This window comes from Myxococcus xanthus (assembly GCF_013116825.1).
GTDB lineage: Bacteria > Myxococcota > Myxococcia > Myxococcales > Myxococcaceae > Myxococcus > Myxococcus xanthus_B.
Window position 1 is genome coordinate 1 of the sequence record NZ_JABFNS010000195.1, and the last position, 12,522, is coordinate 12,522.

Genomic DNA, 12,522 nt, shown 5'->3' on the forward strand with positions numbered 1-12,522 from the left:
CCCCGGACGCGGGCGGGGCGTGGCGTCACGCTCCGTGCGCGGCTTGCTCTTCTCCACGCGCAGCGTCTTGGTGCCGTGCTGCTTGCCGTTGATGGTCTCGAAGGCGGCGGCGTCCTCCTCCGCCACGAAGACATAGGCGAAGGTGGGGCGCAGCTCGGCGCGCACGACCTTGCCCACCGGGGCGCCCGCGTCTTCCATCGCCGTGGCGATGCTGCCCGGCCCCAGGCCATCCGCGGTCCCCAGGTTCACCCACAGCTTCGCCTCGCCCGGACCGGCCTCCAGCGCCGCCGCGCCGCGGCCACCCTCACCGCCGCGCTCGCGCCGCGCGTCGTCACGGCGGGGCCGGCGCTCGCGCTCGGAGGGCTCGCCGCGCTTCTCGCGCCGGTCGTCGCGCTCACGGCGCTCGCCACGCTCCTTCCGCTCGCCGCGCTCACGCCGGCCGCCCTCGCGGCTCTCGACCTTGCGCTCCTTCGGCGGCTCACGCCCTTCCGCCGCCATCGCCGCGGCGGCCTTCTCCATGCGCAGGTGGCTGAAGAAGTACTTCAGCAGGAAGGCGATGAGGTCGTCGGCGTCCGCGCGGGGCTTGAGCTGCGCGGCCAGCGGCAGGAAGCCCTCGAAGACGGAGCCGCCCGCGGCCTCCTGGATTTCGCGCACGTGGCGCTCCGTCCACAGGCGCATGGCCTCTTCTGGGGCCGGCATCTCGCGCTTGTCGAACTTGATGCCGTACTTCTTCTCCAGCGAGGTGTACGTGGCCAGCTCGCGCCCGGAGAAGAGGTTGATGGCGGTGCCCTTGTTGCCGATGCGGCCGGTGCGGCCCACGCGGTGCAGGTACACCGCCGGGTCCTCCGGCAGCGAGTAGTTGATGACGTACTCCAGGCCGGAGATGTCGATGCCGCGCGCCGCGATGTCCGTGGCGACCATGAAGGCCACCTCGCCGCGCTTCACCTTGCCCATGACCCGCTCGCGCTCCTTCTGCGGCAGGTCGCCGTTGAGCAGCTCCGCGTCGAAGCCGTTGCGGTTGAGCACCGCCGTCACCAGCGCCGTGTCATCCCGCGTGTTGCAGAAGATGATGGCGTTCTGCGGCTCCTCCTTCTCCAGCACGTAGATGAGGTTGCGCGGCTTGGGGAAGGCGTCCGACACGTCGTAGCGGATGTGGTGGATGTGCTCCACCGTGAAGACGTCGCCCGACAGCAGCAGCGTCTCCGCGTTCGTCGTGTAGCGCGCGATGAGGTTCTGGATGTCCGTGGGGACGGTGGCGCTGAAGAGCAGCACCTGGCGCGTCTTGGGAAGGCGGTCGAGGATGCGCGTGACTTCCTCGTAGAAGCCCTGGTTCAGCATCTCATCCGCTTCATCCAGGACGGCGTGGTCACACGCGTCGAGCTTCAGGTTGCCGCGGTTGATGTGGTCGAACACGCGTCCCGGCGTGCCGACGATGATGGGGGTGCCTTCCTCCAGCGCGTCCTCCTGCTGCTTCATGGAGGCGCCGCCGTAGATGGCCGCGATTTTCAGGCCCTTGTGCTTGGCGAGCGTCTTCAGCTCGTCCGCCACCTGGAGGGCCAGCTCGCGGGTGGGGCAGAGGATGAGCGCTCGGACGCGGCGCTCGTCGGCGGGAATCTTCTCGAGCAGGGGCAGGCCGAACGCGGTCGTCTTGCCGGTGCCCGTCTTGCTGCGAACGATGAGGTCTTTTCCCTCCATGGCGGGCCGGAAGGCGCGGGCCTGGACAGGGGTGGGGTTGGTATAACCGCGCTCCGCCAGGGCGAGGCGGAGGGGCTCTGACAGGTTCATGTCGTCGAAGCCGATGTCCGCGATGTACTCGGCGGGACGTGTCGGGGCTTCGTCAGGCGCCGGACTCCCCGGCGCGTTTGGCTCTTGGATGTCGCTCATCAGGCATGGGCATAGCCCCTGCATTACCCTGTGGCAACAATCGCGGCACTTTGCTGTATGGAGCCCCCATGGCGAATGGGAGGAAAAGAACCAAAGGTACGTCCCCCCGACCCCGCGTGAAACGGCCGGCCTCGCCCGGGGCTGGCGACATCGTGGACGCCGAGGTGGAGGGGGCGGAGGTCGAGGCTCAAACGGACCCGGATTCCTTGGAGCCGGACGCGGCGGAGCTGGCGGAGGTCGAACCAGAGGCCGAACTGGACACCCCGGTTGTGCCCCCCCGGGCGCTCGTCCGCTCGGCGGAGGCGGGGCTCACGCCCAGGGATCCTCTCCAGGCCTACATGGCCGAGGTGCAGCGCCATCCGCTCCTGACGCGGGAGGAGGAACTCCAGCTCGCCCGGCACTACAAGGAATCCGGGGATGTGAACGCCGCCTACCGGCTGGTGGCGTCCAACCTGCGCCTGGTCGTCAAGCTGGCCCATGAGTACCACCGCAACCCGCTGTCCCTGCTGGACCTGGTCCAGGAGGGCAACATCGGGCTGATGCAGGCGGTGAAGAAGTACGACCCCGAGCGCGGCGTGAAGCTGAGCAGCTACGCCGCCTGGTGGATTCGCGCGTACATCCTCCGCTACATCATGGACAACTGGAAGATGGTGAAGCTGGGGACCACCGAGGCCCAGCGGAAGCTCTTCTTCAAGCTGCGCCAGGAGCAGGAGAAGCTCATCGCCCAGGGCTTCGAGGCCAGCCCCAAGCTGCTCGCCGAGCGGTTGAACGTCACCGAGCAGGACGTGGTGGAGATGGACCAGCGGCTGGGGCACGACGAGATGTCCATCGACGCGCCCCTGGGCAATGACGACGACTCGCGGAGCACCCGGGCGGACCGCTACCTGCCGTCTAACACGATGCCTGCGGACGAGCGCCTGGGCGCCGAGCAGCTCAAGGCCCTCTTCCGGGAGAAGCTGTCCGAGTTCGCCCGGACGCTGGAGGGCAAGGAGCGCTTCATCTTCGAGAGCCGCCTCGTCTCCGACGAGCCCCTGACGCTCCAGGACATCGGCGACAAGTACGGCGTCAGCCGGGAGCGGGCCCGGCAAATCGAGGCGGCCCTCATCAACCGGATGCGTGAATTCATGCGTGAACACATCCCGGACTTCGACCTGGTGGCCAGTCCCAAGGCCTGACGGCGGGGGAGGGGGCGAGGCAGCCGGCCGGGCACTGGCGATATGCTGGCGGGCGCCCGGCCGTTCTCCTCGCACCCTCAGGAGCCCCTCATGCACCGCTCCACCCGCCTCGCGGGAGTCTGTCTCGTCGTCGCCACGTTGCTGACGCTCACGGGTTGTTCCAGCTCGCTGCGCAAGAACTACGTGCGCGACAAGGCGGCCAACCACGTCTACCGCCAGGAGTTGGCGCAGCTGTGGCCCCACGTCCAGGAGGTGCTGCGGGGCCACGGCTACTCCTGGAAGGAGATGCCGGGCCGCTACGTCCTGGAGACGGAGTGGCTGGACTCCGGCGGCGGCAGCCTGGGCCCAGGCACGGCGTCTCGCTTCCTGGTGCAGGGCATCGTGCTCACCGGCGGCGGCACGGCCCTGCGGGTGATGCGCGGAGACCGCGTCACCCAGTCCATTGGCGTCGGTTACGTGGACAAGGAAATCAAGACGGACGAGGACTACGCCCAGGCCGTCCACGACAGCCAGGCCAGCGGCGTCCTGCCCACCCGGCAGAACTACTTCCGGGACCTGGAAATCGAGCTGGAGATTCTCCGCCGCGGTGACCCGGAGGCGGCCGCGCGCTTCGACGCGGACGCGCTGGCCGCACACCCCTGAGCCCCGCGGCGGACCCCGCCCCTACTTCGACCAGGGGCGGGAGATGACGCAGGCGTTGATGCCGCCCACGCCCATGGACAGCTTGCCCGCGCAGCCCGCGGGCGCCTCGACGGCCTCGTCGAAGACGAAGCGGCCGTGCACGTGGGAAATCTGCTTGTTGAGCTCCGCTTCCTTCAGCGGCGTGGGGAACACCTTGCCCTGGCCGTAGCCCAGGTACTGCGCCGTCAGCTCCCAGCCGCCGCCGGCGGACATTCCGTGGCCGAAGGTGCCCTTGCGCGCCGTAATCAGCACCTGCTCGGGCAGCACGTCGCGCAGGTTCTGGACCTCCAGGTAGTCACCCGGGGTGGCGGTGGCGTGCAGGTCCCAGCTGCCCACGTCCTCCGGGGCGCAGCCGGCCGCGGCCAGGGCCTCGCGGATGGCCAGCGTGGGGCCTTCCTTGGAGGGGGTGATGATGTGGTCGGCGTCCGCGGTGACGCCCACCGCGATGGGCTCCATGCCCAGCGGCTTGAAGCCCTTGGCCGTGAAGTGCTCCAAGTCACCCAGCACCCACACCACCGAGCCGCCCGCGATGTGCGTACCACGCAGCGCGGTGAGGGGCTTGGAGATGGCGGCGTCCGCGGAGATGACGCGGGCGTTGTAGAAGCCGCCCACCGTGAGCGGCATCGGCGGCGGGTCCGTCATGCCCATGACGACGGCCTTCGCCTGGCCCAGTTGAATCGCGTTGATGGCCAGCCGCAGGCCGTAGCCGAACGACGAGCACGCGGCCACCGGGGCGAACGTCATGCCGGTGATGCGGCCCATCATCGAAATCTGCGAGGCCGGCGTGTTGTGGATGTTCCACAGCACGTTGGAGGACACGGCGTTCCACGGCGGCTCCGGCGACATCCACTTCTTCTGGAGCCGGGCGTTGCGCGTGCGCTTCTCCTTGATGACGGCCAGTTTGGCGGACTCCACGTCGCCGTCCTCGGGCACGCCAATGGCTTCGATTTCGCGCAGCTCGTCCAGGTACTCGCGCAGCTCCGGCGAGCGGCCCGCCCAGAAGTGCCACCAGGCGTCCTCGGCCTCGTCGCGCGTGGCCTCGTCCACCGTGGACGGCTCCGGCGGGAGGCCGGGCAGTGGCTCCTGCGTCTCACGCCACTTCCGCAGGGCGCCGTTGCGCTCCGGCGCGGACCAGAAGCGGTCCCACCGGCGCTGCGCGCGGTACAGGTCCAGGGAGATGGAGCGGACGGTGGGCAGGTCGCCCAGGCCGGTGCCCACATAGACGTGCGCGCGGGGCCCCAGCGCCTGCAGCTCCTGCTCCAGGCCCGGGTTCTGCGCCAGGGACTGGATGAAGGCGCCAATGGCGAACTGGGTCGGCTGACCCATCTTCCGCTCGAGCTGCGAGAAGCGGCTGCCCGGGAAGCGCGCGTCAATCCACGGCTTGTAGTCAGCCAGGTCGAACTCCGGCATGCCGACGAGGAAGTTGTCGGGGCCGAAGCCGTTGAAGGGGGACAGCCAGCTTTCGGACGACGAGAGGTTGCGCTCGAACGCCTCGATGTTCCTGGACCGGGGGGCGACCACGCCCCAGCCGAAGATGCCTACTCTGCGCACGTGTGATTGTCCTTCGCCGCTAGGGGGCGAGCGGCTGAATCTTCAAGTTGTCGAAGTGAACCCGGTTCTTCCAACCGGAGAAGCCGAAGTACTGATTGCGTGGGCCCTCCAGCGGGACGGGGTCCTTGAGCGTCAGGTAGGGCTGGCCATCCAGCTCCCACGCCAGGGTGCCGCCGTGGCGGGTAATCTTGATGTGGTGGCGCTTGCCGGGCACCACCGCGGCGCCGTCGCGCACCGCCCGGTCATTCGCGTGCTCGTTCTGCCGGGCGATGGCGGACTGGGTGTTGCGCCAGCCACCGAAGATGATGACGTACCCGGTGGCGGTGTACTGCAGCCGCAGGTCGCCCGCGTAGAACGAGCGCCCGTCGCCCCACACCTCCACCTTGATGTCGCCCTCCGGGTTGTCCGTCCAGGCGTCGAATTCGATGGTGGCGTTGGTGGGGATGGGCTGCTTCAGCCACACCGGCCGGTTGTGCATCAGCTCCACCACCAGCGCCCCGTCCACCAGCTTCACCGCGGAGGGGTTGGTGGCGTTCCACGCGTCACCCAGCGTGTCGCGGTTGAAGTCGTCCGCGTAGGGGCCGGGGGGCGGCGTGGGCGCGCGCGGCGCCGCCGTGAAGGGCAGCCGGTCCGGCGTGTCCACCCGAAGGTTGTCGTAGAAAATCTGGGACTCGAAGCCGGACAGGCCCAGCCGGTCCTGCCCGGGGCCCTTGAGCGGGAAGGGGTCGTCCAGCTCCAGCATCAGCTCGCCGTCGACGAACCAGCGCAGCAGCGAGCCCCGGCGCTCGATGCGCCAGTGATACGTGCGGCCCGCCTGCACCGGCTGGCCTCGCAGCTCCACCCGGACCTTGGTGTTCTCCTTGAAGAAGCCGCTGGTCTTCAGGTCCACGTTCTCCTTGCCTCCGCGAGCCGCGCGGCGCCGGAGGGCGTCCAGGGAGGGCGCGTTCATGTCGCGCCGGCCGATGACGGACATGGAGTTGTTCCAGCCGCCCTGCACCAGCACGTACCCGGAGGCCGGGTCCACGCCGTTGCCGAAGAGCTCCACCCGGATGTCACCGGCGGGCAGCTCCGAGCGAACGTCGAACTCCACGGCGACGTCATCCGGCAGCGGGGCCTGCAGCCACAGCGGGTTGTTCTTCACGCCGGGGGCGAGCAGCTCGCCCTGGAGCACGCGCCAGTAGCCACCCGCGGAGAAGAAGTCGCGCTCCACCACGCCCGGGTCGGAGAAGTCCTGCGTGTAGGGCAGCTTCGCCGTCACCTCCGCCTGTCCGCGCAGCAGCGCGTAGTGGATGAGCGGGAACTGGATGACGAGGATGAGGCCGACGAGCACGGCCCACCCCTTGCGAGTCAGTCCCGTCGGCTTCACCCACGCGGTGCTCGCGGGAGGCTCCTGCCGGGGAGCGGGCTCCGTGGGGGACTCGTGCTGCTTCTCCTGACGCCTGGCCTGACCCATCAATCCTTCCGGGGGGGAAAGGCGGCGGAATGTACGCCCCGGGCAGGGGGACGTAAAGCACGGCCACCAGTCTCTGGGGGCTACTTGACCCCCCACCGTTTTTCGAGCGCATGTTGCTCCGCCTGTCGCACCTTGAGCCGCTCACGCTCCGCGCGAAGCTTGTCCGCCTCCTCGGGAGAGGGCCGGACGGCGAGCTGGTACACCGCGCCGGCCACGGCGAAGAGGCCCGCGGCGATGATGACGCCCCAGGGCTTGCTGGCCACCGCCTGCACCACGCCGCCCACCTGGTGGAGCGCCGCGAGCGCGCCGATGACGAACATCCACGCCCCCACCGCGGAGGCCACCATCACGGCCACCGGGCGTTGCAGCATCGCGCCCGCCAGCCCGCCGATGATGAAGCCCGGCGCGAAGCCCAGCAGGAAGTCCTGCTGCCCGGCGATCTGCCCGGCCAGCAGGCCCAGCGGCACCCCCACGCCCAGGAAGGTGATGGCCGTGGGGAGCAGGAAACCCAGCGCCATCAGCACCGCGGCGGTGATGGTGGCCATCTTCGCCACGTCCGGCAGGCCCAGCTTCATGACGAGCACGGGCGTCCACAGCAGGCCCAGCACCGCGCCGATGGGGCCCGCGAGCACGCGGAACAGCTTCCCCCCACCGGCGACGAGCAACGTCACGCCAGCGACACAGCACACGATGCCGGCCCACATGGGCAGCATCCGGTAGACGGCCACCCAGCCGGTCGGATTGAACGTCTGGTAAGCCCCGAGGGCCTGGAGGAGGCCTTCCATGGCAGATTCTCCTTGATGCGGTCCGCCGAAGCTTACGCGTATCGGACGATTGCGAGTACGAGCAGGAGCACGAAGACGGTGGCGGCGAGCAGGGCGAAGCCGTACAGGGCGCGCGGGGTGGTGGTGCGCCGCAGCAACTCCTCCGCCTCCGCGCGGTCCTCGGCGGACGGGTTGCCCGCGAGGATTCGCTCGGCGTCGCGCCGCGCACCCTCCACGTCGCCCGCTTCCTTCCGGGCCCAGGCGGCATGTGCCTCCGCCGAGCCGGGCGCCGGGGGCGTCTGTCCGCCTTTCGCCATGACGCCGTTCTATACCGGGGAATGCGCATACCCGTCGACGGTATATAGATACGCCCTATGTCCGCGCGGCGTCTGACCCGTCGAAACCTCCTGCTCGGCACCGCCGCGCTCGCCCCACTGCTGGCGCGGCGGGCCCATGCCTTCGGTGAGAAGAACCGCTTCATCCCCGCCGTGGCCCGCCACAAGGGCCGCTGGGATACACGGCTGTCCGGGCTGCGCCGCATCGCCTGGGAGCTCCAGCGCCGCACCTCCGTGGAGGTCGTGCCGGACGCGCGCCCGTTTCCGCTCAGTTCACCGGACCTCTTCGAATACCCGTTCCTCTACTTCGGCGGCGAGGGGGAGTTTCCCCCGCTCGAGGAGGCGGAGGTGGCCAACCTGCGCCGCTACCTGACGTACGGCGGCTTCATGCTCGCGGACGCCAACGACGCCAGCGACGGGGCCGGCTTCGACGCGTCCTTCCGACGGGAGATGGCGCGGGTGCTGCCGCAGAGTCCGCTGGCCGAGGTGCCGTCGAAGCACGTGGTGTTCAAGTCCTTCTTCCTGCTGGACGCGGCGCCCGGGCGGGTGCTCAACAAGCCCCAGTTGATGGGCTGCAACCTGGGCAAGCGCGCCGCGGTGCTGTACTCGCAGAACGACCTGGCCGGGGCGTGGAGCCGCAACGAGTCGGGTGACTACGAGTTCGACGTCTCGCCGGGTGGCGAGCCCCAGCGTGAGCTGGCGGTACGGCTGGGCATCAACGTGTGCATGTACGCCCTCTGCCTGGACTACAAGGACGATGCCGTCCACCTGCCGCTCATCCTCAACAAGCGGCGCTGAAGCACCGGTCCTCCGCCGAAAGCCCGGATGAATTCCCCCTCGTTCAACGCCTGGAAGCTCGTCTCCCTCTCGCCATTGCCACCGTGGGCGCTGGTCCTGCTCGCCCTGGGGTTGGTGCTGGGCGTGGCGCTGGCCGCCTGGGGCGTGCGCCGGGAGCCCTCGCGCGGGCGCCGGGTCCTGCTCTGGGCCCTGCGTGTCGGCGCCGGCGTGGCCGCGCTCTTCTTCCTGCTGGAGCCCGGCATCCGTCACCTGCAGGTGGCGCGCATGAAGAACCGCGTCGCGGTGCTGGTGGACCGCTCCGCGTCCATGAGCTTCCCCACGGAGGTGGGCGGGCGCTCGCGCTCCGAGGAAGTGGCCGCGTTCCTGGAGCGGGCCGCGCCGCGCCTGGCGGAGCTGCAGGACCGCTTCACGGTGGAGCTGTACGGCTTCGACCCGGAGCTGGCGCCGGCGACGCCGGAGACGCTGATGACGCCCGCGCGCGCGGGCACCACGGACCTGCTCGCGGCGGTGCGCTCCGCGGCCGGGGCGGGGCAGGGCTCGCGCAAGCTGTCCGGGGTGCTGCTGTTCAGCGACGGCGCGGACAACACCGAGCTCAAGGCGGGCGTGGTGGGCCGGGCGCGCGCGGCGCTGGCGGACCTGAACGTCCCCGTCTCCACCTTCACCGTGGGGCAGGAGACGCTGAAGGACGTCGCCGTGGAGGGGCTGAAGGTGGATGACTTCGCCTTCGTGCGCAACTCGCTCACCGTGGAGGTGGAGATTCACGGCCGCGGCTTCACGGGGCAGGACATCCCCGTGGTGCTGAGTCAGGAAGGCAAGACGGTCGCCAGCAAGGTAGTGCGGATGGAGTCCGCGGATGACGTGAGGCCCGTGGCCTTCACCTTCACCCCGGACCAGACGGGGCGCTTCGTCTACACGGTGACGGTGCCCACCTTTCCGGGTGAGGCCGTGGCGGACAACAACACGCGCTCCTTCACGCTGAAGGTGATTCGGGACCGCGTGCGCGTGCTGCTGGTGGTGGGACGGCCCTCCTGGGACGAGCGCTACCTGCGTGGCCTCTTGCGCCAGGACGCCAACGTGGACCTGGTGTCCTTCTACATCCTGCGCACGCTGTCGGACGACCCGGGCGTGGTGAACGACCAGCGCGAGCTTTCCCTCATCCCGTTCCCCATGGAGGAGATTTTCGACACGAAGCTGGACACCTTCGACGTCGTCATCTTCCAGAACTTCGGGCACGCGGACCCGTCGCTCTCCATCGCCGAGTACGAGCGCAACCTGGAGCGCTACGTCCACAACGGCGGCGCCTTCGTGATGATTGGCGGCGACAGTGTGCTGGGCGAAGGCCGCGCCACCATGCCCACGCTGATGGAGGCGCTGCCCGTGGTGGCCGCGGGCCCCGCCAACCTGGACGCCTTCAAGCCACGCCTGACGCCCGAGGGCCTGCGCCACCCGGTGACGGGCATTGGCATGGGCGCCGCCAGCACGGAGGCCGCGTGGGCGGAGCTGCCGCCCATCCCAGGCGCCAACCTGACGCAGGCGCGTCCGGGGGCCACGGTGCTGCTGGACCACCCGCACCTGACGGTGGGTGGGAAGAACGCGCCGCTGGTGGCCGTGTGGGACTACGGCCGGGGCCGCTCGCTGGTGATGGCCACGGACGCCTCCTGGTACTGGGCCTTCGCGGCGCACAAGCACGGCTCTCCCAGCCGCGCGTATGACCGCTTCTGGGGCAACGCGCTGCGGTGGCTGGTGAGGGACCCGGACCTGACCACGCTGAAGGTGACGGCGGACCCGCCGTCCGTGGAGCCGGGCCGGCCCGTGGGCGTCGTGGTGCAGGCGCGGATGGCGGACTACCAGCCGGCGCAGGACGCGCAGGTGCGGGTGGAGCTCTTCTCCGTCGCCACGCAGAAGCCGGTGGCGGTGCAGACGGGCACCACGGGGACGGACGGCGTGGTGCGGCTGGAGTTCGAGCCCCCCGCGCCCGGGCCCTACAAGCTGCTGGCCTCCGCGAAGAAGGGCGAGACGGACCTGGGCAAGGGCGAGGACGCGGTGGCCGTGCGCGCCGTGGGGCCCGAGCTGTCGGACGCGTCCGTGCGGCCGGAGTTGATGGCGCAGATCGCGAAGGAGACGGGCGGCAAGTCCTACACGCTGCCGCAGGACAGCCTCCCGGATGTGCCGCTGCTGGACCCGCCGGTGGTGGAGGTGGGCCGCGCCAGGGACCAGCCGCTGTGGGACCGCTGGTACTACCTGGTGGCGCTCATCGCGCTGCTGGGCGCGGAGTGGTTCGCCCGCCGGCGCTTCGGCTACGTGTGACAGCGGCCTCTCCCGGTGACAGGGAGAGGCCCGGCTGCTTCCCGCGTGGGGCGGACTAGGTCTTCTCCACCACGCCGCACGCGATGCGGCCGCCCGCGTCGCCCGCCGGGTCGGTGTGGTAGTCGTCCTCCTTGGCGTGCACCACCACCGTGGAGCCGTCCTTGTCGAACAGCGACTTCAGGGTGAGGCCGTTCTGCGAAAAGATGTCGAACTGCACCGTGCCGTCCTGCGCCACGTAGAGGTTGGGCAGGTCGCCTTGGTGCTTGCCCTTGGGCGCCAGCAGGCCGTGGGCCTTCTTGGTGGGGTTGAAGTGGCCGCCCGCCGTGGTGAAGGCGGGCCCCTCGCACTTGCCCACCTCGTGGATGTGGAAGGCGTGCTGGCCCGGCGGCAGGTTGCTCAGCTTGCCCTTGATGAGGATGCCTTGCTTGGTCTGCTCGAGGGTGATTTCGCCCACGTCCTTGCCCTCGGCGTCCTTCACCTGGGCCTTGGCCGTCTGGCCCTTGGGCGGCGTCTTCTTGTCCGGCGGCGGCGTGCCCGCGCCCTTCTGCGCCAGTGCGGGGAGGGCGGCGGTCAGTGCGGCGGCGGTGAGCAGGGCTCGAATCTTCATGAGTGTGTCTTCCTCCTGGGTCGTGCGCTACGGAGCGAAGGAGGACACTAGCGGTTGCGCGTGCCCGCCGCAGGGGAAAGCAAGCGGGCATCCGGGCCATCTGCCCTGTAGCGCTCACTCCTCCGCGAGGGGCACGGGCACGACGCGGGAGGCCCCGAAGGCGGGCGCCCAGATGCCTTGGACTTCCGGCCCGTTGAGGAAGCGGACCAGGGCCTGGAAGGCGGGGAGGGGGCCGCCGAGGCGTTCGGCCCATGCCAGGCCCCGGGGAGAGAGGTTGGGCACCAGCGGGCCCAGTTCGTCCCGCGTCTTCACGGACCGGGTGAGGCCCAGGCCCTCGTCGCGCAGGCGCTGCGGTACGTAGAGCGGGGCGAAGCGCGCGTGGCGGTGGTCGTGCACGCAGCCTTCGTCCTCCAGCAACGCGGCCGACAAGGGCAGCTCCCGCACGTTGAAGAGCAGCTTCACCGCGCCCAGGTGCGGGTCATAGGGGCCGCGCAGCCGGTGGTCACCGCGGGGGACGAGCCGCCGGTCCAGGTAGCAGTAGGCGCGGGCCTCGGGCGGCACGCTGCCGCGGTGGCGCGCGCCACCGTAGCGATAGAAGGGCCGCACGTAGCTGGCGTCCACCTCCAGCGGTGGCCCGGCCTTCAATGCGCGCAGCTTGGGCAGCAGCTCTTCAGGCAGGCCGTGGGCCTTCGCGAACTCGGGCAGGGCTTCTTCGGGCGTGGCCGCGAAGTCCTTCACGCGGGTGAGGAGCCGCTCCGGGTCCGCGTCCACCAGCAGCTCATCGAAGCGTGTCTTCACGCCGGGGAGGCTGACGGGGACGAGCCGCGTCAGGGGCTCTCCACGCTCTCGCCAGCGGGCATCCAGGGCGGCGGCCTCGGGCGCGGTGGGGCCGAGCCGCCACTCGGGGGGCTCGGGGGTGAAGTGTTGTCCGATGCCGCGCCGCTCGAAGCGCGGGCGGTCTCTTATA

The 12,522-nt window shown here is 70.1% G+C and carries 10 protein-coding genes and 1 pseudogene; 4 read left to right on the forward strand and 7 right to left on the reverse strand.

What is annotated here, in order from left to right; translation table 11 throughout:
* Nucleotides 1–1,884: DEAD/DEAH box helicase (locus HNV26_RS34635; protein WP_171452973.1), on the reverse strand; the 1,884-nt coding region annotated here is incomplete at its 3' end.
* Nucleotides 1,885–1,952: 68 nt separating this feature from the next.
* Between HNV26_RS34635 and HNV26_RS34640 the strand changes: the two genes are divergently transcribed.
* Nucleotides 1,953–3,059, forward strand: coding sequence for a sigma-70 family RNA polymerase sigma factor (locus tag HNV26_RS34640; protein WP_171444352.1), 1,107 nt, complete (start codon nucleotides 1,953–1,955; stop codon nucleotides 3,057–3,059).
* Nucleotides 3,060–3,149: 90 nt separating this feature from the next.
* Nucleotides 3,150–3,701 (forward strand): hypothetical protein, encoded by a 552-nt coding sequence (locus tag HNV26_RS34645; protein WP_253817330.1) that lies wholly within the window; start codon nucleotides 3,150–3,152, stop codon nucleotides 3,699–3,701.
* Nucleotides 3,702–3,722: 21 nt separating this feature from the next.
* Here HNV26_RS34645 and HNV26_RS34650 read toward each other — a convergent pair whose 3' ends face one another.
* The 4 genes from HNV26_RS34650 to HNV26_RS34665 form a co-directional block, all read right to left on the reverse strand.
* Nucleotides 3,723–5,291 (reverse strand): beta-ketoacyl synthase N-terminal-like domain-containing protein, encoded by a 1,569-nt coding sequence (locus tag HNV26_RS34650; RefSeq protein ID WP_171444354.1) that lies wholly within the window; start codon nucleotides 5,289–5,291, stop codon nucleotides 3,723–3,725.
* A 19-nt stretch (nucleotides 5,292–5,310) separates the two neighbouring features.
* Nucleotides 5,311–6,744, reverse strand: coding sequence for a DUF6250 domain-containing protein (locus HNV26_RS34655; protein WP_171444355.1), 1,434 nt, complete (start codon nucleotides 6,742–6,744; stop codon nucleotides 5,311–5,313).
* A gap of 80 nt (nucleotides 6,745–6,824) precedes the next feature.
* The gene (locus tag HNV26_RS34660) at nucleotides 6,825–7,529 is read right to left on the reverse strand and encodes a hypothetical protein (protein ID WP_171444356.1); all 705 of its coding nucleotides are present in this window, start codon (nucleotides 7,527–7,529) and stop codon (nucleotides 6,825–6,827) included.
* Nucleotides 7,530–7,561: 32 nt separating this feature from the next.
* On the reverse strand, nucleotides 7,562–7,825 hold the full coding sequence (locus HNV26_RS34665; RefSeq protein WP_171444357.1) for a molecular chaperone DnaJ: 264 nt from the start codon (nucleotides 7,823–7,825) through the stop codon (nucleotides 7,562–7,564).
* 57 nt (nucleotides 7,826–7,882) lie between these two features.
* Here HNV26_RS34665 and HNV26_RS34670 point away from each other — a divergent pair, with 57 nt between their 5' ends.
* A complete protein-coding gene (locus tag HNV26_RS34670; RefSeq protein WP_011555815.1) occupies nucleotides 7,883–8,641 on the forward strand; it encodes a DUF4159 domain-containing protein in 759 nt (252 codons plus the stop codon).
* Nucleotides 8,642–8,668: 27 nt separating this feature from the next.
* Entirely contained in the window at nucleotides 8,669–10,948 is a 2,280-nt protein-coding gene (locus HNV26_RS34675; protein ID WP_171444358.1) for a glutamine amidotransferase, read from the forward strand.
* Nucleotides 10,949–11,003: 55 nt separating this feature from the next.
* Here the strand turns inward: HNV26_RS34675 and HNV26_RS34680 are convergent, their stop codons facing one another.
* Together HNV26_RS34680 and HNV26_RS34685 are read right to left on the reverse strand one after the other, a co-directional pair.
* On the reverse strand, nucleotides 11,004–11,555 hold the full coding sequence (locus HNV26_RS34680; protein WP_171444359.1) for a superoxide dismutase family protein: 552 nt from the start codon (nucleotides 11,553–11,555) through the stop codon (nucleotides 11,004–11,006).
* 114 nt (nucleotides 11,556–11,669) lie between these two features.
* A pseudogene (locus HNV26_RS34685) lies at nucleotides 11,670–12,522 on the reverse strand (SAM-dependent DNA methyltransferase); the annotation flags it as partial.

Coding starts and splice junctions, on each gene's coding strand:
- HNV26_RS34640 (WP_171444352.1), top strand. CDS start 1,953: ATGGCGAATGGGAGGAAAAGAACCAAAGGTACGTCCCCCCGACCCCGC.
- HNV26_RS34645 (WP_253817330.1), top strand. CDS start 3,150: ATGCACCGCTCCACCCGCCTCGCGGGAGTCTGTCTCGTCGTCGCCACG.
- HNV26_RS34655 (WP_171444355.1), bottom strand. CDS start 6,744: ATGGGTCAGGCCAGGCGTCAGGAGAAGCAGCACGAGTCCCCCACGGAG.
- HNV26_RS34660 (WP_171444356.1), bottom strand. CDS start 7,529: ATGGAAGGCCTCCTCCAGGCCCTCGGGGCTTACCAGACGTTCAATCCG.
- HNV26_RS34665 (WP_171444357.1), bottom strand. CDS start 7,825: ATGGCGAAAGGCGGACAGACGCCCCCGGCGCCCGGCTCGGCGGAGGCA.
- HNV26_RS34670 (WP_011555815.1), top strand. CDS start 7,883: ATGTCCGCGCGGCGTCTGACCCGTCGAAACCTCCTGCTCGGCACCGCC.
- HNV26_RS34675 (WP_171444358.1), top strand. CDS start 8,669: ATGAATTCCCCCTCGTTCAACGCCTGGAAGCTCGTCTCCCTCTCGCCA.
- HNV26_RS34680 (WP_171444359.1), bottom strand. CDS start 11,555: ATGAAGATTCGAGCCCTGCTCACCGCCGCCGCACTGACCGCCGCCCTC.